Consider the following 21,955-nt stretch of genomic DNA (forward strand, 5'->3'; position numbering starts at 1 on the left):
GCTACTCGCTTCTGGCTCGCTGAATGAGGTCGGCGCGCGGGTCGTCGCCCGCGGTCGCGGTCTGGAACTCGCTGAGGAGCTCGCGTGACTTGTCGTCCAGCGTGTGCGGCACGAGCACCTCGACGGTGGCGAGCAGGTCGCCCTTGGTGCCGTCCTTGCGGGTGACGCCACGGCCCCGCACCCGGAAGGTACGCCCGTTGGGGGTGCCCGGCGGGATGCGCAGCGTGACCGGCATGCCCTTGAGGATGGGCACCTTGATCTCGGCGCCCAGGGCCGCCTCGGTGAACGTCACCGGCACGGTGACGGTGAGGTTGTCGCCCGAGCGGCCGAACACCGCGTGCGGCTTGACGTGCGTCAGGATGTAGAGGTCGCCCGCCGGGCCGCCGTTCTCGCCGGGCGCGCCCTTGGCCTTGAGCTTGACCCGCTGGCCGTCGGCGACGCCGGCGGGGATGCGCGCCTGGATGGTGCGGGTGCTCCTGGCCCGGCCGCTGCCCTCGCACACGGGGCAGGGGTCGTCCACGATCAGCCCGCGGCCCTTGCAGTCGCGGCAGGGCTCGGAGAAGGCGAAGTTGCCCAGGTTACGGCTGGCGGCGCCGGTGCCCTCGCAGGTGGGGCAGACCCTCGGGGTCGTGCCCGCCTTGGCGCCGGTGCCGCTGCACGCGGTGCAGGCGGCCGAGCTGGTGAGCCTGAGCGACACCGTGGTGCCCTCGACGGCTTCGGTGAACGTCAGCGTGACCTCGGACTCGATGTCCTGGCCCCGCCGCGGCCGGGTGGTCGTGGTGCGCGTGGACGCGCCGCCGCCGCGGTTGAACAGCCCGCCGAACAGGTCGCCGAGCCGCTCTCCCGCACCTCCCTGGCCGCTCTGCCCGGTGCCCCCGAACAGGTCACCGAAGTCGAATGTGAAACCGCCGCCGCCGGGCCGCTGGCCGCCCACCCCGGAGCCGAACAACGTGCGCGCCTCGTCGTACTCCTTGCGGCGCTTGGTGTCCGACAGGACGTCGTACGCCTCGGAGACCTCCTTGAACTTGGCCTCCTTGGCGGTGTCGCCCTGGTTGCTGTCGGGGTGGTACTGGCGGGCCAGCTTGCGGTAGGCCTTCTTGATCTCGTCGGCGGTGGCGGTCTTGGGCACACCAAGGACGGCGTAGTAGTCCTTCTCCAGGTAGTCCTTGGTGCTCATCTACGGCCCTTCGTCCTCGTCAGCTTTCGTCTTCGGTTTCGCCCGCGGAGGCCGAGGGGGCCTCCTGGGGCTCGGCGGGCTCGGCGACGGCCACCCGCGCCGGGCGCAGCACCCGCTCGCCCATCCGGTATCCAGGCTGCAACACCTCGATCGCCGTGGGCTCGGTGACGTCCGGCGAGTAGCTGTGCATCAGCGCCTCGTGGACGGTCGGGTCGAAGGGGTCGCCCTTCTGCCCGTAGGAGGTGAGGCCCAGCTTGGCGAGGGCCGCCTCCAGCGACTCCGCCACCTTCGCGAAGCCCCCCGTGAGCTCGCCGTGGTCGCGGGCCCTGCCGATGTCGTCGAGCACGGGCAGCAGCTCGGTCAGCGCGCCGGCCACCGCCTGCTCCCTGACCGCCAGCCGGTCGCGCTCGACCCGCTTGCGGTAGTTCACGTACTCGGCCTGGAGCCGCTGCAGGTCGGCGGTGCGCTCGGCGAGCTGGGCGGCCAGCTCGCCGTCGCCCGCCGAGCCGCCCGCCGAGCCGCCGGCCAGGTCGTCGGCCGGCGCTCCGGCGGACGGCTGGCCGTCCGCCGGAGGAGCGCCCTCGCGGGGCTGCCCCGTCTCCGGGTCGATCTTGCGGTTGTCGCGGATCACCGGCTCGTCGTGCCCGTTGTCGCGCGGCGGCATCACTTGTCCTTCTTCGGCTCGTCGTCGACGATCTCGGCCTCGACCACGTCCTCGTCGGCCTTCTGCTGGCCCGCGTCACCGGCCGAGGCGTCCTGCGGGGCGCCCTCGGGGCCGGCCTGCTGGCCCTGGCTCGCGGCGTAGATGGCCGAGCCCATCTTCTGGCTGACGGTGGCGAGCTTCTCCGCCGAGGTGCGGATGACGTCGGTGTCGGTGCCCTCAAGAGCCTTCTTCAGCTCGGACAGGGCGTCGTTGACCTCGGTCTTGATGTCGGCGGGAACCTTGTCGTCGTTCTCGCGGAGGAACTTCTCCGTCTGGTAGGCCAGTCCGTCGGCGTTGTTGCGGACCTCGGCCTCCTCGCGGCGCTTCTTGTCCTCCTCGGCGTACGACTCGGCCTCGCGCATCATGCGCTCGATGTCTTCCTTCGGCAGCGCGGAGCCGCCGGTGATCGTCATCGACTGCTCCTTGCCGGTGCCCAGGTCCTTGGCGGAGACGTTGACGATGCCGTTGGCGTCGATGTCGAAGGTGACCTCGATCTGCGGGATGCCGCGCGGGGCCGGCGCGATGCCGGTGAGCTCGAAGGTCGCCAGCTTCTTGTTGTAGGCGGCGATCTCGCGCTCGCCCTGGAAGACCTGGATCTGCACCGACGGCTGGTTGTCCTCGGCCGTGGTGAAGACCTCGGAGCGCTTGGTGGGGATCGTCGTGTTGCGCTCGATGATCTTGGTGAAGATGCCGCCCTTGGTCTCGATGCCCAGCGACAGCGGGGTCACGTCGAGCAGCAGGACGTCCTTGACCTCGCCCTTGAGCACGCCGGCCTGGAGGGCGGCGCCGATGGCGACGACCTCGTCCGGGTTGACGCCCTTGTTGGGCTCCTTGCCGCCGGTCAGCTCCTTGACCAGGTCGGTGACGGCGGGCATGCGGGTCGAGCCGCCGACCAGCACCACGTGGCTGATGTCGGAGACCTTGATGCCGGCGTCCTTGATGACCTGGTGGAACGGGCCCTTGGTCCGCTCGAGGAGGTCGGCGGTGAGCCGCTGGAACTCCGAGCGGGTGAGCTTCTCGTCGAGGTGCAGCGGGCCCTCGGAGGAAGCGGTGATGTAGGGCAGGTTGATGCTGGTCTCGGACTGGCTGGACAGCTCGATCTTGGCCTTCTCCGCGGCCTCGCGCAGGCGCTGGAGAGCCATCTTGTCCTTGGACAGGTCGACGCCGTGCGCGTTCTGGAAGCGCTTGACCAGCTCGTCCACGACGCGCTGGTCCCAGTCGTCGCCGCCCAGGTGGTTGTCACCGGAGGTGGCCTTGACCTCGACGAAGCCGTGGCCGTCCTCGGAGCCGACGTCGAGCAGCGACACGTCGAAGGTGCCGCCACCGAGGTCGAAGACCAGGATCGTCTGGTCCTGCTCCTTGTCGAGCCCGTAGGCGAGGGCCGCGGCGGTCGGCTCGTTGATGATGCGGAGCACGTTGAGGCCCGCGATCGTGCCGGCCTCCTTGGTGGCCTGGCGCTGGGCGTCGTTGAAGTAGGCGGGAACGGTGATCACCGCGTCGGTGATCTTCTCGCCCAGGTACGCCTCGGCGTCCTGCTTGAGCTTCTGCAGCACGAAGGCGCTGATCTGCTGCGGCGAGAACTTCTTGCCGTCGATCTCCTGGGACCAGTTGGTGCCCATCTCGCGCTTGACGGAGCGGATGGTGCGGTCCACGTTGGTGACGGCCTGCCGCTTGGCGACCTCACCGACCAGGACTTCGCCGTTCTTCGCGAAGGCGACCACGGACGGCGTGGTCCGCGAGCCCTGCGCGTTGGCGATGACGGTGGGCTCACCGCCCTCGAGGATCGAGACGACGGAGTTGGTCGTCCCAAGGTCGATACCTACCGCACGTGCCATGAGTACGTCCTTGTAGTCAAAGTTGAGTCGGTTGGACTCAACCTACGGATACCTGTCGTCTTTGTCAAACGACTTGAGCCTACTCGACTCAACCCTTGTGAGCGCGCGCGCATTCCCGGATGAGGGCCAGGATTTCCGCAGGACAGCGCGGACCCCCGGGCGGTGGGCGCGCGCCGGGGGTCCGCTGGAGGATGGCAGGAGAGTGAGCGCACGAAAACGGCGCCTGATCGAGGTATCGCAGGAGATCGGCCCGTTGTCAGCAGGGATGTCCGCTGTTGGACATGTCAGACGGGGGACAGGCGTGCTCAGCGCTTGGCGCCGTCCACCAGGGTGCGCTTGCCCAGGGCCTTCTTGAGCTTGACGGTGGTGGTCTTCTGGATGGCGATCATGATGCAGGAGGCGTTCTTGGCCTTGGGGCCGGTGCCCTCGTACAGGGTGATCGTGACCTTCTTCCGGGTCTCCTTGACCTTGACCCTGTCCAGCACCGTGCACGGCGCGACGCCCGACCACCAGGTGAGCCGCACCTGCCTGCCCTTGGAGACCGGCCTGGCCCGGTCCCAGCGGACCTTGTGGACGTTGAGCGCGTTGCCGACCGGCTTGACCTGCTTGGGCTCGTCGGCGGGCGCCGAGGGGGCGGTGGTGACCGGGGACACGGCGACCGGCGGCGGGGGGACGGGGGAGCCCTGGGACGCGGCCGGCCCGGCCGCCGGAGCGGTGGCACAACTCGTCGCGAGCACCAGGGAGCCGGCCAGGAGAGTCGCTTTCGTCATCGTGCGCATACCCTTACGACGGATCACGGGCTCCCGCGGTTCAGCGACCCTGCGGGGATAGTGTGGTTGCCGTGCTCCGTCAGGCCATGCTCGCCGTCTCCAAGAGCCGACGCGCCGAGCGCGTCATCTCCACCTCGCCGCTGACCAGAGACGTGGTCAGGCGGTACGTCGCCGACGACATCGCCGCCGTGGTGGCCGAGCTGACCCGGCGCGGGCTGCTCGTCACCGTCGACCACCTCGGCGAGGAGGTGACCGACCACGAGCAGGCCGAGGCCGCCGTCAGCGCATACCTCACGCTGCTCGGCCTGCTGCCCGCCGGGGCCGACGTGTCGGTCAAGCTCACCGCGCTCGGGCTGCGGCTGTCGCAGCGGCTCGCCACCGAGCACGCGGCCACCATCTGCCGGGCCGCCGAGGGCCGGGGCGTCACCGTCACGCTCGACGCCGAGGAGCACGACACGATCCGCGGGCTGCACGCCGTGCACGCCGCGCTGCGCCGCGAGCACCCCGGCGTGGGCGTGGTGGTGCAGGCCTACCTGCCCGACTCCCTGGAGCGGTGCGAGAAGCTGGACGGGGCCCGGGTGCGGCTGTGCAAGGGGGCCTACACCGCGCCGGGGGCCTACACCGCGCCGGCCGACATCGACCGGTCGTTCGTGCGGTGCCTGAAGGTCCTCATGGCCGGCACCGGGCACCCGATGGTGGCCACCCACGACCCCCGGCTGCTGCGGATCGCCGCCACGCTGGCCGTCCTCGACGGGCGCGACGCGGGCGGGTTCGAATACCAGATGCTGTACGGCGTCCGCCCCGAGGAGCAGGCCCGCCTGGCCGGCCTCGGCGCCCAGGTGCGGGTCTACGTCCCCTACGGCGACGACTGGTACGCCTACCTGATGCGCCGCCTCGCCGAGCGCCCCCGCAACCTGACCTTCTTCCTGCGCTCCCTGGTGTCGCGCCACTGAGTAGGCTGCCAGGATGATTGCGATTCTGGGCACGGGCAAGATGGGCGAGGCTCTGCTGTCCGGGCTGCTGCGGGCCGGGTTCAAGCCGGGTGACGTGCTCGCGACCAGCCGCCGGGCCGAGCGGGCGCAGGCGCTGCGCGAGGCGTACGGCGTCCGCACCGTCACCAACGCCGAGGCGGCCAAGGCGGCCGACACGCTGATCCTGGCCGTCAAGCCGCAGGACATGGCCACGCTGCTGGCCGAGATCGCCCCCTACGTCCCCGCCGACCGCCTGGTGATCACGGCCGCGGCCGGCATCACCACCTCCTTCGTCGAGCAGCGGCTCGGCGTGGACGTCCCGGTCGTCAGGGTGATGTCCAACACGCCGATCAGGTTCGACGAGGCGATGAGCGTCATCTCGGCCGGCGCGCACGCGGGCGAGGAGCACCTGAAGCTGACCGAGAACCTGCTGAAGCCGGTCGGCAAGGTGCTGCGCATCCCCGAGTCCCAGCAGGACGCGGCGACGGCGCTGTCCGGCAGCGGCCCCGCCTACTTCTTCTACCTGGTCGAGGCCATGGTGGACGCCGGCATCCTGCTCGGCATGCCGCGCGCCGCCGCGCTCGACATGGTCACCCAGTCCATCGTCGGCGCGGCCGTGATGCTGCGCGACTCCGGCGAGCACCCGGTGATCCTGCGCGAGGCGGTCACCTCGCCGGGCGGCACGACCATCGCGGCCATCGCCGAGCTGGAGCGGCACAGCGTGCGGGCGGCGTTCCTGGCCGCCATCGAGGCCGCCAGGGACCGCGGCAGGCAGCTCGCGGGCGGCTGAGCCGGCACCCGGGCAGGTGGCCCGGGCGGGCGGGCGGGTCAGGCGGGCGGGTCAGGCGTCGCGGCGCTGCATGAGGACGGCGCCCGACACCACGGCCACGGCGATCCACACCAGGTAGACCCCGAACCCGGCCCACGGGCTCAGCGAGCTGTTGCCCAGGTCGAGCACGACGAGCTGGCCCGCGTTCGTGGTGACGTACTCGGCCACCGTGTGCCCCCACTGGCTGGGGAACTGCTGCGCCACGATGGGAAGCACCAGCATCAGCGCGATGGCGGAGACGATCGCGCCGGGCGTGTGCCGGATCAGCGTGCCGAGCCCCAACCCGAACAGCCCGCACGCGGTCAGGTAGAGGCCGCCGCCGAGGGCCACCCGCGCCACGTCGCCCGCGGTGATCGCCGGCTGGGTGATCGCCAGGCCGGCGCCGAGCGCCGCCGCCGAGGTCAGCGTGCAGACGACCAGCGAGGTCACGGTGAAGACCGCCATCTTGCCGGCGAGCAGGCGCATCCGCCGGGGCACGGCCATCAGCGAGGTACGGATGCCGCCGGTGCGGTACTCGCTGGAGATCACCAGGACGCCCAGGGTGGCCATGGACAACGAGGCGAACATCGTGCCGATCATGCTCATCGCGAGCGCCTGATCGGTGCCGATCGGCCGCTCGGCCTGGGACTGCGCCGAGGCGCTGATGAGGGTGGAGAAGCCGATCATTATCACGGCGGTGGCGACCAGCGTCCACACCGTCGAGCGGACCGAGCGGATCTTGGTCCATTCGGACCGGAGGATGTCGATCATGAGGTGAACTCCAGGCTGTCCTTGGTGAGCTCCATGTACGCGGCTTCGAGCGAGGGCTGCACGTACGTCAGCTCCTCCAGCGGCAGCCCGGCCCGCGCCGTCAGGGTGCCGATCTCCAGCGGGCCCATCGTGGTCACCCGCAGATGGTCGGGGTGCAGCTCGCCCGCCTTGACCAGGTCGGCGACCTCGGCCAGCCGCGGCGAGCGCACCCGCACGTACCCCTGCGAGCTGCGGCCGATGAACTCCCCGACGCTCGTGTCGGCGATGAGCCGGCCCTTGCCGATCACGATGAGGTGGTCGGCGGTCTGGGCCATCTCGCTCATCAGGTGGCTGGAGACGAAGACCGTACGCCCCTCGGCGGCCAGCTTGCGCATCAGCGTGCGGATCCACAGGATGCCGTCGGGGTCGAGGCCGTTGACGGGCTCGTCGAACAGCAGGATCTCCGGATCGCCGAGCAGCGCCGCGGCGATGCCGAGCCGCTGCGCCATGCCCAGCGAGAACCCGCCGACGCGGCGCCTGGCGACCTCCCGCAGGCCCACGGTCTCCAGTACCTGCTCCACCCGGCTCGCGGGCAGGCCGTTGCTCTGGGCGATGGCCAGCAGGTGGTTGCGGGCGCTGCGCCCGCCGTGCACGGCCTTGGCGTCCAGCAGCGCGCCCACCTTGCGCAACGGATGGCGCAGCTCCTGGTAGGGGCGCCCGTCCACGAGCACGGAGCCGCCGGACGGGCGGTCGAGCCCGAGGATCATGCGCATGGTGGTGGATTTGCCGGCCCCGTTGGGCCCCAGGAAGCCCGTCACCTGGCCGGGCTCGACGTCGAAGGACAGATCCGCAACCGCGACGGTGGCGCCGTAGCGCTTGCTCAGGTTGGTTGCTCGGATGGCGGTCATGATCCCAGCGTGCCGTCGCGGGCCGCCGGTTTCGTCCTGCCCGGGAACCGTCTTCCCGCGGGGGTTCTGGGACCTTGCTCCTAGTCTCCAGGGTGGACGAGCGCCGCCTCGTAGGCGACGATCACCGCCTGCGCCCGGTCCCTGACGCCGAGCTTGGCGAACAGGCTGGTCACGTGGTTCTTGACGGTCGAGGGGGAGACGGCCAGCTCGGCGGCGATCTCCTGGTTGGAGCGGCCGCGGGCGATGAGGACGAGGACCTGCCGCTCCCGCTCGGTCAGCCCGTCGAGGCCGGCGGGCACCGGCCGGGGCCGGGCGGCGCGGACGAAGGTGCCGATCAGCCGGGTCAGCAGGCGCGGCGCGACGGCCGACTCGCCCCGGTGCACCACGCGCACCCCCTCGATCAGCTCCTCGGGGGAGACGTCCTTGGGCAGGAAGCCGTCGGCGCCCGCGCGCAGGGCCGCGACGACGTTCTCGTCCAGGTCGAACGTGCTCAGCGCGAGCACCCGCACCTCGGGCAGCTCGGCGGTGATCAGCTCGGTGGCGCGCACGCCGTCCAGGGTGGGCATGTGCAGGTCCATGAGCACCACGTCCGGCCGCAACCGGCGGGACAGTCTCACCGCCTGCGCGCCGTCGCCGGCCTCACCGACCACGGACAGGTCGGGCTGGGCGTCCAGCATGAGCCTGAAGCCCGTGCGCACCAGCTCGTGGTCGTCGGCGAGCAGCACTCGGATCATGGTCTCTCCAGGGGGATGCGGGCGTGTACGCGGAAGCCACCTCCGGGGCGCGGGCCGGTCGAGAGCTGGCCGCCGCACAGGGCCACCCGCTCGGCCATGCCGCCGAGCCCGAACCCCGGCGCGCCGTTGTCCTTGGCCAGCCCGTCGTCCACGACCTCGACCTCGACCGCCTCCGGCCGGTAGGCCAGCCGCACGACGGCCCGGGCACCGGAGGCGTGCTTGCGGGTGTTGGTCAGCGCCTCCTGGACGATGCGGTAGACCGCGAGGTCCACGGGCGCGGGCAGCTCGACGGGGGTGCCGGTCACGGTGAGGCCGGCGGGCAGCCCGGCCGACCTGGCCTCCTTGATGAGCGCGGGCAGGCGGTCGGCGCCGGCCCCGGTCGCGGCGTCAGGGCCGTCGTCGCCCCTGCCGTCGCCGTCGGCGCGCAGCACGTCGAGCAGGCGGCGCATCTCCGTCATCGCCTGGCGGGCGGTCTGCTCGGCGCTCTCCAGGGCGTTCCTGGTGACGTCCTGCTCGGCGGGCAGCGTCGCCCGCGCGCCGCCGACCAGGGCGTTGATGACGGTGATGTGGTGGGCGACGATGTCGTGCAGCTCCCTGGCGATGCGCCGGCGCTCCTCGCGCACGGCGGCGTCGGCGACCTCGCGCCTGTTGCGCGCGGTCAGCTCGGTACGCAGCCGGACGAGCTGGCCGACGCCCACGGCGATCCCGACGGAGAACAGGGAGCCCACCCAGTTGCCCCGGCCGGGCCAGAAGATCTCGCCGGCCGCGGCTTCGGCGGCGTAGGCGGCGAGCGCGGCCAGGGCGGTGGTGCGGCCGGAGGTGTAGCGGCCCACGCTGTAGAGCGCGATGATCGTGGGCAGGCTGGAGATCGAGACGAGGTGGGCGGCGAAGCCGGCGACGTCCAGCGCGGCGACCAGCGCGACGGTCAGGACGGGCCGGCCGCGGCGCATGAGCAGCAGCACCGCGCCCACCAGGTAGTGGGCGGTGCCCAGCGCGGTCTGGACCTCGCCCAGCAGGATCATGGAGATCAGGCCGACGAGCGCCGGGACCGAGATCGCGATCACCAGCGCGGTGTCGAAGACCCTGGGCCGCCGCAGGAACCGCACGGCCCGCATGACCGCCCGCCCCATCCGCACGTCCAAACCCTAAGTCATGAGGGATCGGGTGCGGGCAGCGGTTTTTCGCGACGCGGAGCCGGGCCACGACGCGAACCCGGGCTACAACGCGCGGTCCGCGCTGCGGTACCGTCGGCGGAAGGCGAGCTGGCACGCGGAGGGGTGGGCATGAGCCGGTCGGTACGGGTGATCTGGGACGACGCGCTCACCTCCTACGACTTCGGCCCGGGCCACCCGCTGGCTCCCGTCCGGGTGGAGCTGACCATGGCGCTCGCCCGCCACATGGGCGTCCTCGACCAGGTCGAGCTGGCGGGGTGCGCGCCCGCCGGCGACGACGAGCTGGCCATGATCCACAAGCGCGACTACATCGAGGCCGTCAAGCGCGTGTCCGCCAACGGCTTCCCCGACCTCGGCTGCGGGCTCGGCACCATGGACAACCCGGCCTTCAAGGGCGTGCACGAGGCGTCGGCGCTGATCGCGGGCGCCTCGCTGGCCGCCGCCCGCGCGGTCTGGGAGGGCACGGCCGAGCACGCGGTCAACGTCGCCGGCGGCCTGCACCACGCCATGCCCGCGATGGCCAGCGGCTTCTGCGTCTACAACGACCCGGCCCTCGCCATCGCCTGGCTGCTGGAGCGGGGCGTGAGCCGCGTCGGCTACGTGGACGTCGACGTCCACCACGGCGACGGCGTGCAGGCGGCCTTCTACGACGACCCGCGGGTGCTGACGATCAGCCTGCACGAGAGCCCGCGCACGTTGTTCCCCGGCACCGGCTTCCCGGAGGAGACCGGGGCCGAGGGCACGGCGGTCAACGTGGCGCTGCCGGCCGGCTGCGGCGACGCCGGCTGGCTGCGGGCCTTCCACGCGGTGGTGCCGCCGCTGCTGCACGAGTTCCGGCCCGAGGTCCTGGTGACCCAGCACGGCTGCGACAGTCACGCGCTGGACCCCCTGGCCAACCTCATGCTCAGCGTGGACGGCCAGCGCGCCGCCTACGCCGCCCTGCACCGCCTGGCCCACGAGACGGCGGGCGGGCGCTGGATCGCGGTCGGCGGCGGCGGCTACGAACTGGTCCAGGTCGTGCCGCGGGCGTGGACGCACCTGATCGGCGAGGCGGCGGGCCATCCGATCGACCCGGCCGCGCAGACGAGCGAGGAGTGGCGCCGCTACGTGAGGGAGCGCACGGGAGAGACCCCGCCGCTGACCATGACGGACGGCCGTAATCCGGAATTTCATGACATCTCCGGTGGTTATGACCCTGCGGACCCCATCGACCGTGCGGTCATGGCGACCCGGAAAGCGGTGTTCCCCCTGCACGGCCTCGACCCGTTGCCCTAGCGCTCGACGATCCGCAGCGCTCGACGTTCTGCGAAGGAAAGCTGTGCTGAGCCGCGACCAACTCCGCGATCACCTCGTCCGGACGCGCATTGCCGGCGACGTCGCGACCTCCCGCGAGAACAACCTCGACCACTACAGCTCCCTGGCCAACGGCGATCCCCACTACGCCCTCGGCCTGAGCTTCGACCAGCCGTGGTCCTTCCGCGACGTGCTCGCGCTCATGGCCAAGTCCGCGGGCGTCGTCGCCGACCCCGGCCACCGGTGGGGCCAGGACACCATCGACCCCGACCTGACGATCGACGCGCTCGACGCCATGGCGGAGCGCATCGCGTCGGCGCTGGCCAGGCCGGAGCCGCGCATCCTGTTCGCCACCGGCCACCCCACCGGGCTGCTGGCCGTCCACCTGCCGCTGGCGGCCTTCTGTGCTCAGCGCGGCGCGCGGCTGCTCACGCCCGCCGAGGGCTGGACGTACTCCGGCTCCGGCTTCGGCCGCCCGCGCCGCATCCGCTACCTCCAGGACGTCGCGATGCTCGACGACCGGGGCAGCTTCGTGCACACCCACGACGCCGCGCCGATGCGGCACATGCTGCGCGAGCTGGGCGGCGGGGGGTCGCCGGAGCCGATGCCCGATCTGGTGGTCGCCGACCACGGCTGGGCGGGCGCGGCCGGCGAGGCCGGCGTGCCGACGGTGGCCTTCGCCGACTCCAACGACCCCGGGCTGTTCGTCGGCGAGGCCGAGGGCAAGATCGACGTTGTCGTGCCACTGGACGACAATGTGCTACCCCGCTATTACGCTCCGTTGACCGAACGTTTGGTCACACTGGTCTCACGAGCCCTCTGAGTTCAATTCGGTCCTCCCCATACCGTCTTTTCGCGCCTGCATTCCAAGGGGCTCGCTGTCCCTTTGGCAACTTTTGGTACGGCGCGGGGGACTCTTATGTATGGCAACCTGGACAGTTCCAAGGGGTAGGGGAGGTGCTCGGACCGGCTGCTCACCAGCGACTTCGTCGATTCGGCTGACAGGCGGCTCCGCCAGGAGAGAAACTAGGGGGTTTGCGCACTCGGAGTCCCGACTTACGCTGACGGCAGTACACGTGCGTGAGCAATGGCACCAGTGGGGATAACCCGGTAACACGTGCGGAAGAGGCGTCCGATGGGTGCAGGCGAAAGACCTCTCAGCGAGGTGAAGTTCCTGACCGTCGCAGAAGTGGCGACGGTCATGAGGGTGTCCAAGATGACGGTGTACCGGCTCGTACACTCCGGCGAGCTGCCGGCCATCAGGGTAGGCAGGTCGTTCAGAGTGCCCGAACAGGCCGTACACGACTATCTGCGGGAGGCCTACATCGAGGCAGGTTGACGTAGCGACGTGATGGTCACGCCGTGAGTGCTGTCACGGGAGAAGCCCGGCCGCGCGCGACGCGCGACCGGGCTCTCACCCCCCCACGGCCCGATCCACCGCGGATCGCCGGTAGTCTGTGAGCCGGTGTGCGCTCGCACTCCGTTTCAGACTTGCTATCAGTACCTGGGGGTCCCGTGGGCTCTGTGATCAAGAAGCGCCGCAAGCGGATGGCCAAGAAGAAGCACCGCAAGCTGCTCAAGAAGACGCGCATCCAGCGGCGTAACAAGAAGTAACCGACGCAGCTGCGAGGCGCTGATGACCCACACCGTGCTCGTCACCGGGGTCTCGCGCCACATCGGCGCCCGGGTGGCGAGTGTCCTGGCCGCGGACCCGGGCATCAGCCGTGTCATCGGAGTGGACACCGTGCCACCCCCCTCGCTGACACGTGACGGTGATGTCCTCCTCGGCCGGACCGAGTTCGTCCGGGTGGATCTGCGCAGCCCCGACATCGCCCAGGTGCTCGCGGCCGCGGACATCGACACTGTTGTGCACATGAGCCTGGTCAGCGCTCCCTCGGGGGGCGGTGGCAGGGCCGCCATGAAAGAGCACAACATCATCGGCACCATGCAGCTGCTCGGCGCCTGCCAGCGGTCGGCGACCGTGCGGCGCGTGGTGGTGCGCTCCACCACCGCCGTCTACGGCTCGTCGCCGCGGGATCCGGCGGTCTTCACCGAGGACCTGGAGCCGCACGACGGCCCCAGCCACGGTTACGCGAAGGACGCGTGCGAGGTCGAGGGATACGTGCGGGGCTTCGCGCGCCGCCGTCCCGACGTCACCGTGTCGCTGCTGCGCTTCGCCAACTTCGTGGGGCCTGGCGTCGACTCGCCCCTGACCCGTTACTTCGCCCAGCCGGTGCTGCCGACGGTGTTCGGCTTCGACCCGCGGCTGCAGTTCGTCCACGAGGACGACGCGGTCGAGGTGCTGCGCCGGATGGCCACCGAAGACCACCCCGGCACGTTCAACGTGGCCGGGGCCGGCGCGCTGCTGCTGTCGCAGTGCGTGCGGCGGGCCGGGCGGCTGTCGCTGCCGCTGGCCTCGCCCGTGTTCGAGGCGCTCGGCAACGCCGCGCGCCGGCTCGGGCTGGTCGAATACTCACCCGAGCAGCTCAAGCTGCTGTGCTACGGCCGGATCGTCGAGACCTCCAGGCTGGAGGCCGAGCTCGGCTGGAAGCCCAAGTTCACGACCGGGGCGGCCTTCGAGGACTATCTGCGCTCGCGCGGCCTGCGCCCGCTCGGAGGTGTGCCCAGTTGAGCGTTCCCCGCGAGCCGGACGACGACCGTGTGATCCCCATCACCGCCGCGCCCTCCTTCGAGCACGGCGAGCATGATGAGCACGGCGAGCATGACGAGCACGATGAGCATGGCGAGCACGGCGAGCCCGACCGGCTCGCCGAGCTGCTGGCCTTCCTCCGGCGGCGCGTCACCGGCGACTACGAGATCGACGAGTTCGGCTACGACGCCGAGCTGACCGACAAGGTCTTCCTGGAGCTGATCCGGCCGCTCTACACCCACTGGTTCCGGGTGGAGACGGTCGAGCTGAAGAACGTGCCCCAGGAGGGCGGCGCGCTGGTCGTCGCCAACCACTCCGGCACGCTGCCGCTCGACGCGCTGATGCTCCAGGTCGCCATGCACGACGACGCCGGCCGGCCGCTGCGGCTGCTCGGCGCCGACCTGGTCTACCAGCTCCCGCTCCTCAGCCACCTGGCCCGCAAGACCGGCCACACCCTCGCCTGCCGCGAGGACGCCGACCGGCTGCTGCGCAAGGGCGAGCTGGTCGGGGTGTTCCCCGAGGGCTTCAAGGGCGTCGGCAAGCCCTTCTCCGAGCGCTACAAGCTGCAGCGCTTCGGCCGCGGCGGCTTCGTCGCCTCGGCCATCAGGGCCGGGGTGCCCATCGTGCCCACGGCGATCGTGGGGGCCGAGGAGATCTACCCCAAGATCGGCGACCTCCGGTCGCTGGCCCGGCTGCTCGGGCTGCCCTACCTGCCGATCACGCCGCTCTTCCCGCTGCTCGGGCCGCTCGGGCTGGTGCCGCTGCCGTCCAAGTGGATGATCGAGTTCGGCGAGCCGATCCGCACCGACGAGTACGAGCCCGAGGCCGCCGACGACCCCATGCTCGTCTTCAACGTCACCGACCACGTGCGCGAGGTCATCCAGCAGCTGCTCAACGAGCTGCGGCTGCGCCGCGGCCACGCCTTCTTCTGATTCCCGCCGCAACCGCCCGGACGTCCGCGGTGTTCTCGATGGCGCATTGTCGTGAACACCGAAAGGACCCATCGATGGACCTCCAGCTTTCCGGGCGGGTGGCGATCGTCACCGGCGCGTCCAAGGGCATCGGGCTGGCCGTGGCCCGCACGCTGGCCGAGGAGGGCGCGCACGTCGTGGCCGTCTCGCGCAGTGCGGGCGGCGAGCTGCCCGGCAAGGCCCTGCACGTCGCGGCCGACCTCATGGACCCGCAGGCCCCGGCGCGGGTCGTGGCCCGGGCCGTCGAGGAGTTCGGCGGGGTGGACGTGCTGGTCAACAACGCCGGCGGGCCGCCGCCCGGGGCGACGCTGCCCCGGGTCGGCTTCCTCACGCCGGACGAGGAGGACTGGCAGGCCATGTTCGCCTTCAACCTGTTCTCCGCCGTACGGATGATCCGCGCCGCCGTGCCGGTGATGGTGGGCAGGGGCGGCGGCTCGATCGTCAACGTCTCGTCCGGGGTCGCCCGGCAGCCGGGGGCCATGAACGTCGACTACGGCGCCGCCAAGGCCGCGCTCAACCACGTGAGCAAGGCCGTGTCGGAGGAGTTCGGCGGGCAGGGCGTGCGGGTCAACACCGTCTCGCCGGGCCCGGTGCTCACCGACTGGTGGACCAAGGAGGGCGGGGCCGCCGAGGTCATCGCGGGCATGGCGGGGGCGTCCAAGGAGGCCGTCGTCGCCGAGGTCGCCCCCAGCATGATGAAGCTGGTCACCGGCCGGCTGGTCCACCCGCAGGAGATCGCCGACGTCGTCGCGCTGCTGGCCTCCCCGCGCTCGGCCAGCACGACCGGCGCCGACTTCGCCGTGGACGGCGGTTTCCGCAAGGAGCTGTGAACCCGGGTGGCGGGTTGTGGCAAGACATGCGTGACCGATCCCCCCAGAGAAGGGCGGAGATGATCCTGCAACCCGCCACCCGAGGTGCGGACGCGGAGCTGGTGAACGCCTCGTGGACCGAGCCCGAGGCGTTCGCCGAGCTGTTCGACCGCTACGCCGGAATGCTTTACCGCTACGCCTCCAAACGGCTCGGCCCCGAGCCCGCCGAGGACCTCGTCGGGGAGACCTTCTTGGTCGCCTTCTCCCGAAGGAGGAGCTACGACCTGTCCTACCCGGACGCCCGCCCCTGGCTGTTCGGCATCCTCACCAAGCTCGTCTCCCGGTACCACCGCAAGGAGGCCGCCCGCTACCGGGCGCTGCTGCGCGCGCCGGTCGAGTCCGCCGTCGAGTCGCCCGCCGACCGGGTGGCCGCCGGCGTCACCGCCCAGGCGGTGCGCGGGGAGCTGGCCGGAGCGCTCGCGGCCCTGCCCGCCAAGGACCGGGACGTGCTGCTGCTCATCGCATGGGGCGACCTGACGTACGAGGAGGTCGCGCAGGCGCTCGGCATCCCCATCGGCACCGTGCGCTCCCGCCTCAACAGGGGCAGGCGGAAGGTGCGGGCCGCGCTGGGCGAGACCAACCCGATGGAGGAGGAGTGATGATGGACGACCTGAAGCTGCTCCGCGAGCTCGGCGGAGAGCTGGAGCACCAGCCACCCGCGACCCTGGTCCGCCAGCGCGAGCGCCTGCTGCGCGCCCAGCCGCGCCGCCGGTGGGCGAACTGGCGGGCCGCCGGCCTGGTCGCCGTCGCCACCGCCGCAGCCGTCGCGGTGCCCACGGTGCTGCTGGCCGGGCGGCAACCGGCCACCCCGCCCGCCGCCTCCCAGGACATCGACGTGAGCGGCGCCAGGAACATCCTGGTGATCGGCTCGGACAGCGTGGAGGGCGAGAACGCCGAGTACGCCCCCGTACGGGCCCGCCAGCCCGGCGCGGGCGGCCGGCGCGCGGACACCATCATCATCCTGCACGTGCCCGCCGACCGGCGCGCGGTGACGGCGGTCAGCGTCCCCCGCGACTCGCTGGTGAGGATCCCGAGCTGTTCGGGCCGTCCCGCCGGGACCGGAATGATCAACTCCGCCTACGACAAGGGCGGCCTGCCCTGCATGCGCGACACCCTGCACAAGCTCACGGGGCTCACCTTCCAGCACACCGTCGAGGTGGACTTCACCGGCTTCAAGGGCCTGGTGGACGCGCTCGGCGGCGTGGAGGTCACCGTGCCCCGCCCGGTGGACGACCGGAGGGCGAAGCTCAAGCTGCCCGCGGGCAGGACCGTGCTGAACGGCGAGGCGGCACTCGGATGGGTACGCACGCGCGCCCTCGGGGACGGCTCGGACATCTCCCGCATCCAGCGGCAGGCGCAGCTCCTGCGTGCCATGGTGAAGAAGGCCAGGAGCCTGATCGGGGACGAGGACCGGCTCAGGAGCCTGCTGGCCGAGATGCGCAAGTCGGTGCACACCAACCTGAGCGTGGCGGAGATGGCCGAGCTGGGGGGCGAGCTGGCGCGGGCCGAGCTGACCATGAAGGCCGTCCCGTGGAAACCGGCCGAGATCGACCGGCACCGCGTCCAGTGGAAGCAGCCGGAGGCACGCGAGCTGTTCGACTCGCTGAAGTAGCGGCGAGCCACCGGAGCCCGCGCCGAGAAGGACGGCGGGTCAGCGGTGGCGGTGGCGGGATGGCGAGGGCAGCGGTGGCGGTGGCGGGATGGCGAGGGCAGCGGCGGCAGGAGCGGGCGGCGGGGTCAGCGGCGGCGGTAGAGGCGGCGCAGGGCGATGCCGGCCGCGACGCCGCCCGCGACCGCCCCCACGCCCGCCGCGATGGGCAGGGCCGTCATCGTGGCCTTGCGGCCCGTACGGAAGTCCTTGATCGGCCAGTCGTGCTTCCTGGCGTGCTCGCGCAGCTCGCTGTCGGGGTTGATGGCCACCGCGTTGCCGACCAGGGACAACATGGGCAGGTCGTTGGCCGAGTCGCTGTAGGCGGTGCAGCGCGTCAGGTCGAGGCCCTCGCGCCGGGCCAGCGCCCGCACCGCCTCGGCCTTGGCGGGCCCGTGCAGCAGGTCGCCGACCAGGCTGCCGGTGTAGACGCCGTTGCTGGTCTCGGCGACCGTGCCGAGCGCGCCGGTCAGCCCGAGCCGCTGCGCGATGACCCTGGCCAGCTCGACCGGCGTGGCGGTGACCAGCCAGACCCGCTGGCCGGCGTCGAGGTGGGACTGGGCGAGCGCGCGGGTGCCGCCCCAGATGCGGTCGGCCATGACCTCGTCGTAGATCTCCTCGCCGAGGCGTACGACGTCGTCGACCTTGGCCCCGGCCACGAACGCCAGCGCCGTCTCCCTGGCCACCGCGATGTGCTCGGCGTTCTCGCTGCCGCGCAGCCGGAACACCGCCTGGCCCACCGCGAACTTCAGCAGGTCGGACGTGGTGAACATGCCGCGCGTGGCCAGCCCCCTGGCGAAGTGGTAGATGGAGGCCCCGCGCATCATCGTGTTGTCCACGTCGAAGAAGGCCGCCGCCTGCAGGTCGGGCTCGACCGGCGCGGGTGGCGGGACGGTGACCGCCGCCCGCGCCGCGGCCTCGCCGGCAACCTCGGGCTCGACCTCGTGTCGTTGTCGAAACAGCCGCATGGACCTCAGCTTAACCACCTACTGGGGAGCGGCCAGACCTTCGATGTAGTCGAGGTAACCCTCCGCCTGGGCCTGCTGATCGCCGTTGAGCTGCGGGAGCATGGGGCCGATCATCTCCCTCTGGTCCCGCGCGAATTTCTTGATCTTCGGCGAGCGCGGCTGGGTCCGTTCCAGGCGGCTGATGCCCGAGCGGGTGGACTCCTCCATCTCCTTGAGCGTCCTGCTGACCAGCGGCCCGTCCTCGGAGCTGCCGAGCAGGCTGGCGACCTCCTTGGCGCGGGTCTTGGCGGAGTCCAGCTCGCGTTCGCCGCGCTCGGCGTCGTCGGTGCTGAGCCGCACGAGCGTGCTCTCGGCGGCCCGCTTGAGCGGGTAGAGCGAATCGCCGGGCACCGACTGGTACGTGGCGAACGTCGAGATCATCATGGCCGCCGCCAGCCCGAACGAGGCCAGGTGGGACAGCAGCGGCCGCCGCCGGGCCCGCGCCCTGCCCCGGCCGAGGGGCCGCGCGTGCCGCCCGGGCACCCGCTCGGCCCGGTGCCGGCGCTCGGTGTGCGGCCCGGTGGGGCCGACGCCCAGGCCGGTGCGGAGCCCGCGCTCGACCCGGGGCGTGCGGGCCGCCCGCTCGGTCCGGGACGCCTGCTCGCCCAGGTGACCCTCGCTCAGGTGGCCCTCGCTCAGGTGGCCCTCGCCCAGGTGACCCTCGCCCAGATGACCGGAGATCAGCTCGGCGCGCAGCCGCTCGCGGAAGGCCGGCTCCGGCGCGCCTCCGATGGGCAGGCTCCGCAGCTCGGTGAGGTGTTCGAGCACGCGTTCCTGCCGCCTGCGCGCCCTACCCATGACAGTCGCTCCCGTCTGGCCCTGACGTCTGCCTAACGAGGAGCGGACGGTGGAGGTTACGCCAGGTCGTGCTTGAGCGCCCTGGCAAGCGCGCGGACGGCCCGGAACTGCAGCGCTTTGATCGCTCCACTCTTCTTCCCCATGATCAACGCGGTTTCCGCGAGCGAGAGTCCGTGCAGGAAACGCAGGACGACGCATTCCTGCTGCTCGGGATTGAGCTCTCGTACGGCCCGCAGCACCCGGTCGTTGATGATGGCCGTGACCACGGCGTTCTCCGGGATGTGCGAGCCGTCGAGCGGAACGTCGATGATCTCCCCGGTGGGGATCTCCAGCCGATACCGCCCGGATTTGAAGTGGTCCGTCACCAGGTTCCGGGCGATCGTCACGAGCCAGGCGCCGAAGTCGCGGCCCTGCCAGGTGAAGTCGGCGATCCTGCGCAGCGCCCGCAGGAAGGTCTCGCTGGTCAGGTCCTCGGCGAGCTGATGGGAGCCGACGCGGAAGTAGATGTAGCGGTAGACCAGATCCACGTAGCGGTCGTAGAGCGTGCCAAACGACTCCGTGCAGCCGTTCTTGGCGTGCAGGACCAGCGTCCGCAGGTCCACGTCCTCGGCGGTGTCGGTGCCGTCGGGAGCGATCTCCACAGCGGTGTCCACGGCTCCGTCCGCACCCCCGTCCGCGGCGCGGCCGGTCTCCGGCTCCGGCGCGTCTTCGCGCACGACGAACTCGCCCGTCCGGGCAGGTCCAGCGAACGCTGGCGCAAGCAGCCCGGCGAACGGTGACGAGTCAGGCATCCGGTATCCCTAGGGGTAAGGGGTGCGGCGTGCTCGAACACTCTAGAAATCAACCGTAAATTCCACAATCCACGAGATGCTGGCATGACTAGGCGTAACCGCCGGATACCGTGAGGTCCAACCTGTTCCCTCTTCGGCTACCGGCTGGGAGGCATCGTCCGGCAGCATTGGAGTCACCATGGAGATCCTCGTTGCTGTCATAGGTTTCGCCGGTGCGCTCCTGGCCGCCTTCGCCACGGCCGCCCTGATCAAGCGGCTGCGCGAGGAGCCCGAGGGCTGGCTGATCGGCTGGCTCGTCGCGGCCGCCGCGCTGTGCCTGTCACTGGCGGTGATCGGGATCGGCGGCCTGCTCGGGTTCGGGCCGCTGACGTTCCGGCTCTATCAGGTGACGGGGTCGCTGCTGGCGCCGCTCTGGCTGGCCGTCGGCATGATCCAGCTCCTGGCCGAGCGGGTGCCGCCGCGTTTCCTCGCGTGGCTGATGGGCGTCGCGCTGACGATCGTCGCCGGCGCCATCATGATCTTCGACCCGCTCAAGAGCGACGAGATGGGCAAGACCCTGCCCGCCGGGTCGTCCTACTGGGGCATCTTCCCCGGCTACCTGCTGATCGGCGTGCACGCGATCGCCGTCCTGATCATGCTGGCCATGCTCGTGGCCGCGGCGCTCAAATGGCGCAACGGCGACGAGTACGACACCGACAACCTGCACGCCTCCCTGGTCATCGCGCCCTCCGGCATCGCCCTGGTGGGCGCGATGCGCTTCTCGGTGCCGGGGCTGTTCACCACGGCGCTGCTCGCGGTGGCCGCGGCGGCGATCTGGTACACCGTGCTGCGGCCGCTCGCGCCGTACGACGACGAGGACGAGGACGACTTCGACGAGCGCGAGCCCGCCCGGCACGCCTCCGCCGAGCGCCCGCCGCCGCCCGACCAGCACGACCGCACGGTCCCGCGCGGGCGCCGGGCCATGCCCGAGCCCGTCCCGGCCGCCGCCGCCGACCTGCCGCCCGCCCCGCCGCGCCGCGCCGGCGGCCTCGGCGACCTGGTGGCCGAGTACCGCGCCGGCGAGCGCGAGGTCGACTACGCCGCCCGCATGGCCCCGCCGCCCCCCGACGACGGCCCGGCCACCGGCTACATCATGAACGGCGGCCAGCCGGCCTCCCAGGGCTTCGGCGGCCCGCCCGGCCCCGAGGGCTTCGGCCCGTCCGGGCCGCAGGGTTTCGGTGGTCCGTCCGGGCCGCAGGGTTTCGGTGGTCCGTCCGGCCCGCAGGGTTTCGGCGGCCCGTCCGGCCCGCAGGGTTTCGGCCCGTCCGGGCCGCAGGGCGCGTCCGGGCAGCGTCCTGAGTACGCGATGCCGCCCACCCCGCCGCCGCCCGGCCCCGCCACCGGCATGCTCTTCTCCGGCGCCGACCTGTTCTCCCCGTCCCAGCCCCAGCCGCCCCAGCCCCAACCCCAGCAGCCCCAGCAGCAGCCCGCCCCCGCCGGGGGCCGCCCGTCGCCGAGCATCTACGGCCTGCTCACGGTCTTCACGATCATGGACGGCGCGGGCGAGGCGTTCGACCGCCTGGCCGAGGCCACGGTGGAGGCCGTGGGCCGCGGCGAGCCCGACACCCTCGTCTACGTCTGCCACGCCGTCAAGTCGGCCCCGCTGCAGCGCATCGTCTACGAGCTCTACCGCGACGAGGTGGCCTACCGCGACCACCAGCGCCAGCCGCACGTGGAGAGGTTCGTCACAGAGCGGCAGTCGATGGTGCTGGCCACCAACGTCATCGAGCTCGACGTCAACGCCGCGAAGGTGGTGCCGCTGCCGACGGTCAGGTACTGAGCGCCGCCCGCAGGCGGGCCTCGTCCACCCGCCAGAAGTCGTGCTGCACGCCGTCGATGAGCGTCACCGGGATCATGTCCCAGTACTTCTCCCTCAGCTCCTCGGAGGAGTCGATGCTGACCTCTTCCCAGGGCACGCCCAGCTCGCCCGCCACCCGGGCGATGACCGCCCGGGCGTCCTCGCACAGGTGACAGCCCGGCTTGCCGACCAACGTGATGCGGTGCATACGGCAACCGTACCGCCGCGACTTTGTGCATCGGTTCACAAAGGGATTAACCTGA

General features: G+C 71.5%; 24 protein-coding genes. 12 read left to right on the forward strand and 12 right to left on the reverse strand.

Annotated features, from left to right (window positions below; translation table 11 throughout):
* Position 1 precedes the first annotated feature (1 nt).
* From dnaJ to AB0H75_RS40865, 4 genes are all read right to left on the reverse strand, one after another.
* Positions 2-1,177 carry a molecular chaperone DnaJ gene (gene dnaJ, locus AB0H75_RS40850; protein ID WP_367805583.1) on the reverse strand — a complete coding sequence of 392 codons (1,176 nt, stop codon included), beginning with the start codon at positions 1,175-1,177 and terminating at the stop codon, positions 2-4.
* Between the two features lie 19 nt (positions 1,178-1,196).
* The gene (gene grpE / locus AB0H75_RS40855; protein ID WP_367805585.1) at positions 1,197-1,841 is read right to left on the reverse strand and encodes a nucleotide exchange factor GrpE; all 645 of its coding nucleotides are present in this window, start codon (positions 1,839-1,841) and stop codon (positions 1,197-1,199) included.
* Positions 1,841-3,715 (reverse strand): molecular chaperone DnaK, encoded by a 1,875-nt coding sequence (gene dnaK, locus AB0H75_RS40860; protein ID WP_367805587.1) that lies wholly within the window; start codon positions 3,713-3,715, stop codon positions 1,841-1,843. The genes grpE and dnaK overlap by 1 nt, the downstream gene beginning before the upstream one ends.
* A gap of 305 nt (positions 3,716-4,020) precedes the next feature.
* A complete protein-coding gene (locus tag AB0H75_RS40865; protein WP_367805589.1) occupies positions 4,021-4,485 on the reverse strand; it encodes a hypothetical protein in 465 nt (154 codons plus the stop codon).
* 71 nt (positions 4,486-4,556) lie between these two features.
* Here AB0H75_RS40865 and AB0H75_RS40870 point away from each other — a divergent pair, with 71 nt between their 5' ends.
* Together AB0H75_RS40870 and proC are read left to right on the forward strand one after the other, a co-directional pair.
* The gene (locus AB0H75_RS40870) at positions 4,557-5,438 is read left to right on the forward strand and encodes a proline dehydrogenase family protein (protein ID WP_367805591.1); all 882 of its coding nucleotides are present in this window, start codon (positions 4,557-4,559) and stop codon (positions 5,436-5,438) included.
* Positions 5,439-5,451: 13 nt separating this feature from the next.
* A complete protein-coding gene (proC, locus tag AB0H75_RS40875; protein WP_367805593.1) occupies positions 5,452-6,246 on the forward strand; it encodes a pyrroline-5-carboxylate reductase in 795 nt (264 codons plus the stop codon).
* 51 nt (positions 6,247-6,297) lie between these two features.
* Here the strand turns inward: proC and AB0H75_RS40880 are convergent, their stop codons facing one another.
* The 4 genes from AB0H75_RS40880 to AB0H75_RS40895 form a co-directional block, all read right to left on the reverse strand.
* Positions 6,298-7,035: an ABC transporter permease subunit gene (locus tag AB0H75_RS40880; RefSeq protein ID WP_367805595.1), complete on the reverse strand. Its 738-nt coding sequence runs from the start codon at positions 7,033-7,035 to the stop codon at positions 6,298-6,300.
* Complete coding sequence (locus tag AB0H75_RS40885) at positions 7,032-7,922, reverse strand: ABC transporter ATP-binding protein (protein WP_367805597.1); 891 nt, start codon at positions 7,920-7,922, stop codon at positions 7,032-7,034. Before AB0H75_RS40885 ends, AB0H75_RS40880 begins: the two co-directional genes overlap by 4 nt.
* Positions 7,923-8,002: 80 nt before the next feature.
* Entirely contained in the window at positions 8,003-8,656 is a 654-nt protein-coding gene (locus AB0H75_RS40890) for a response regulator (protein ID WP_367805599.1), read from the reverse strand.
* Positions 8,653-9,786 (reverse strand): sensor histidine kinase, encoded by a 1,134-nt coding sequence (locus AB0H75_RS40895; RefSeq protein ID WP_367805720.1) that lies wholly within the window; start codon positions 9,784-9,786, stop codon positions 8,653-8,655. The genes AB0H75_RS40890 and AB0H75_RS40895 overlap by 4 nt, the downstream gene beginning before the upstream one ends.
* A gap of 153 nt (positions 9,787-9,939) precedes the next feature.
* Between AB0H75_RS40895 and AB0H75_RS40900 the strand changes: the two genes are divergently transcribed.
* The 9 genes from AB0H75_RS40900 (at position 9,940) to AB0H75_RS40940 (ending at position 17,223) form a co-directional block, all read left to right on the forward strand.
* Positions 9,940-11,103 carry an acetoin utilization protein AcuC gene (locus tag AB0H75_RS40900; protein ID WP_367805601.1) on the forward strand — a complete coding sequence of 388 codons (1,164 nt, stop codon included), beginning with the start codon at positions 9,940-9,942 and terminating at the stop codon, positions 11,101-11,103.
* Between the two features lie 43 nt (positions 11,104-11,146).
* Entirely contained in the window at positions 11,147-11,944 is a 798-nt protein-coding gene (locus AB0H75_RS40905) for a phosphatase (protein WP_367805603.1), read from the forward strand.
* A gap of 312 nt (positions 11,945-12,256) precedes the next feature.
* A complete protein-coding gene (locus AB0H75_RS40910; RefSeq protein ID WP_026214222.1) occupies positions 12,257-12,460 on the forward strand; it encodes a helix-turn-helix domain-containing protein in 204 nt (67 codons plus the stop codon).
* A gap of 176 nt (positions 12,461-12,636) precedes the next feature.
* The gene (locus tag AB0H75_RS40915) at positions 12,637-12,735 is read left to right on the forward strand and encodes an AURKAIP1/COX24 domain-containing protein (RefSeq protein ID WP_018654693.1); all 99 of its coding nucleotides are present in this window, start codon (positions 12,637-12,639) and stop codon (positions 12,733-12,735) included.
* 22 nt (positions 12,736-12,757) lie between these two features.
* Positions 12,758-13,753 (forward strand): NAD-dependent epimerase/dehydratase family protein, encoded by a 996-nt coding sequence (locus AB0H75_RS40920; RefSeq protein ID WP_367805606.1) that lies wholly within the window; start codon positions 12,758-12,760, stop codon positions 13,751-13,753.
* Positions 13,750-14,703: a lysophospholipid acyltransferase family protein gene (locus tag AB0H75_RS40925; RefSeq protein WP_367805608.1), complete on the forward strand. Its 954-nt coding sequence runs from the start codon at positions 13,750-13,752 to the stop codon at positions 14,701-14,703. Before AB0H75_RS40920 ends, AB0H75_RS40925 begins: the two co-directional genes overlap by 4 nt.
* Before the next feature lie 74 nt (positions 14,704-14,777).
* Complete coding sequence (locus tag AB0H75_RS40930) at positions 14,778-15,572, forward strand: SDR family NAD(P)-dependent oxidoreductase (protein WP_367805610.1); 795 nt, start codon at positions 14,778-14,780, stop codon at positions 15,570-15,572.
* 59 nt (positions 15,573-15,631) lie between these two features.
* Positions 15,632-16,210, forward strand: coding sequence for an RNA polymerase sigma factor (locus AB0H75_RS40935; RefSeq protein ID WP_367805612.1), 579 nt, complete (start codon positions 15,632-15,634; stop codon positions 16,208-16,210).
* Positions 16,210-17,223 carry an LCP family protein gene (locus AB0H75_RS40940; RefSeq protein ID WP_367805614.1) on the forward strand — a complete coding sequence of 338 codons (1,014 nt, stop codon included), beginning with the start codon at positions 16,210-16,212 and terminating at the stop codon, positions 17,221-17,223. Before AB0H75_RS40935 ends, AB0H75_RS40940 begins: the two co-directional genes overlap by 1 nt.
* A gap of 125 nt (positions 17,224-17,348) precedes the next feature.
* Here AB0H75_RS40940 and AB0H75_RS40945 read toward each other — a convergent pair whose 3' ends face one another.
* The 3 genes from AB0H75_RS40945 to AB0H75_RS40955 are packed head-to-tail and all read right to left on the reverse strand — an operon-like array spanning position 17,349 to position 19,780.
* Positions 17,349-18,227, reverse strand: coding sequence for an HAD family hydrolase (locus AB0H75_RS40945; RefSeq protein ID WP_367805616.1), 879 nt, complete (start codon positions 18,225-18,227; stop codon positions 17,349-17,351).
* Positions 18,228-18,245: 18 nt separating this feature from the next.
* The gene (locus tag AB0H75_RS40950; protein ID WP_367805618.1) at positions 18,246-19,064 is read right to left on the reverse strand and encodes a DUF5667 domain-containing protein; all 819 of its coding nucleotides are present in this window, start codon (positions 19,062-19,064) and stop codon (positions 18,246-18,248) included.
* Positions 19,065-19,120: 56 nt separating this feature from the next.
* Positions 19,121-19,780 (reverse strand): sigma-70 family RNA polymerase sigma factor, encoded by a 660-nt coding sequence (locus AB0H75_RS40955; protein ID WP_367805620.1) that lies wholly within the window; start codon positions 19,778-19,780, stop codon positions 19,121-19,123.
* Between the two features lie 253 nt (positions 19,781-20,033).
* Between AB0H75_RS40955 and AB0H75_RS40960 the strand changes: the two genes are divergently transcribed.
* A complete protein-coding gene (locus tag AB0H75_RS40960) occupies positions 20,034-21,674 on the forward strand; it encodes an antibiotic biosynthesis monooxygenase (protein ID WP_367805622.1) in 1,641 nt (546 codons plus the stop codon).
* On the opposite strand, the gene AB0H75_RS40965 is transcribed toward AB0H75_RS40960, so the two are convergent.
* Positions 21,664-21,900 carry a glutaredoxin family protein gene (locus AB0H75_RS40965; RefSeq protein WP_367805624.1) on the reverse strand — a complete coding sequence of 79 codons (237 nt, stop codon included), beginning with the start codon at positions 21,898-21,900 and terminating at the stop codon, positions 21,664-21,666. The two genes, AB0H75_RS40960 and AB0H75_RS40965, sit on opposite strands and share 11 nt — an antisense overlap.
* Positions 21,901-21,955: the final 55 nt, after the last annotated feature.

The sequence above is a fragment of the Nonomuraea sp. NPDC050783 genome (genome assembly GCF_040802095.1).
GTDB lineage: Bacteria > Actinomycetota > Actinomycetes > Streptosporangiales > Streptosporangiaceae > Nonomuraea.

What these genes read in the sequence shown, in the direction of transcription:
- AB0H75_RS40950 (WP_367805618.1), bottom strand. Translation starts at nt 19,064, where the DNA reads ATGGGTAGGGCGCGCAGGCGGCAGGAACGCGTGCTCGAACACCTCACC.
- AB0H75_RS40880 (WP_367805595.1), bottom strand. Translation starts at nt 7,035, where the DNA reads ATGATCGACATCCTCCGGTCCGAATGGACCAAGATCCGCTCGGTCCGC.
- AB0H75_RS40920 (WP_367805606.1), top strand. Translation starts at nt 12,758, where the DNA reads ATGACCCACACCGTGCTCGTCACCGGGGTCTCGCGCCACATCGGCGCC.
- AB0H75_RS40960 (WP_367805622.1), top strand. Translation starts at nt 20,034, where the DNA reads ATGGAGATCCTCGTTGCTGTCATAGGTTTCGCCGGTGCGCTCCTGGCC.
- AB0H75_RS40935 (WP_367805612.1), top strand. Translation starts at nt 15,632, where the DNA reads ATGATCCTGCAACCCGCCACCCGAGGTGCGGACGCGGAGCTGGTGAAC.
- AB0H75_RS40930 (WP_367805610.1), top strand. Translation starts at nt 14,778, where the DNA reads ATGGACCTCCAGCTTTCCGGGCGGGTGGCGATCGTCACCGGCGCGTCC.
- AB0H75_RS40910 (WP_026214222.1), top strand. Translation starts at nt 12,257, where the DNA reads ATGGGTGCAGGCGAAAGACCTCTCAGCGAGGTGAAGTTCCTGACCGTC.
- AB0H75_RS40890 (WP_367805599.1), bottom strand. Translation starts at nt 8,656, where the DNA reads ATGATCCGAGTGCTGCTCGCCGACGACCACGAGCTGGTGCGCACGGGC.
- proC (WP_367805593.1), top strand. Translation starts at nt 5,452, where the DNA reads ATGATTGCGATTCTGGGCACGGGCAAGATGGGCGAGGCTCTGCTGTCC.
- AB0H75_RS40940 (WP_367805614.1), top strand. Translation starts at nt 16,210, where the DNA reads ATGATGGACGACCTGAAGCTGCTCCGCGAGCTCGGCGGAGAGCTGGAG.
- dnaK (WP_367805587.1), bottom strand. Translation starts at nt 3,715, where the DNA reads ATGGCACGTGCGGTAGGTATCGACCTTGGGACGACCAACTCCGTCGTC.
- dnaJ (WP_367805583.1), bottom strand. Translation starts at nt 1,177, where the DNA reads ATGAGCACCAAGGACTACCTGGAGAAGGACTACTACGCCGTCCTTGGT.
- AB0H75_RS40900 (WP_367805601.1), top strand. Translation starts at nt 9,940, where the DNA reads ATGAGCCGGTCGGTACGGGTGATCTGGGACGACGCGCTCACCTCCTAC.
- AB0H75_RS40945 (WP_367805616.1), bottom strand. Translation starts at nt 18,227, where the DNA reads ATGCGGCTGTTTCGACAACGACACGAGGTCGAGCCCGAGGTTGCCGGC.
- AB0H75_RS40895 (WP_367805720.1), bottom strand. Translation starts at nt 9,786, where the DNA reads ATGGGGCGGGCGGTCATGCGGGCCGTGCGGTTCCTGCGGCGGCCCAGG.
- AB0H75_RS40865 (WP_367805589.1), bottom strand. Translation starts at nt 4,485, where the DNA reads ATGACGAAAGCGACTCTCCTGGCCGGCTCCCTGGTGCTCGCGACGAGT.
- grpE (WP_367805585.1), bottom strand. Translation starts at nt 1,841, where the DNA reads ATGCCGCCGCGCGACAACGGGCACGACGAGCCGGTGATCCGCGACAAC.
- AB0H75_RS40885 (WP_367805597.1), bottom strand. Translation starts at nt 7,922, where the DNA reads ATGACCGCCATCCGAGCAACCAACCTGAGCAAGCGCTACGGCGCCACC.
- AB0H75_RS40965 (WP_367805624.1), bottom strand. Translation starts at nt 21,900, where the DNA reads ATGCACCGCATCACGTTGGTCGGCAAGCCGGGCTGTCACCTGTGCGAG.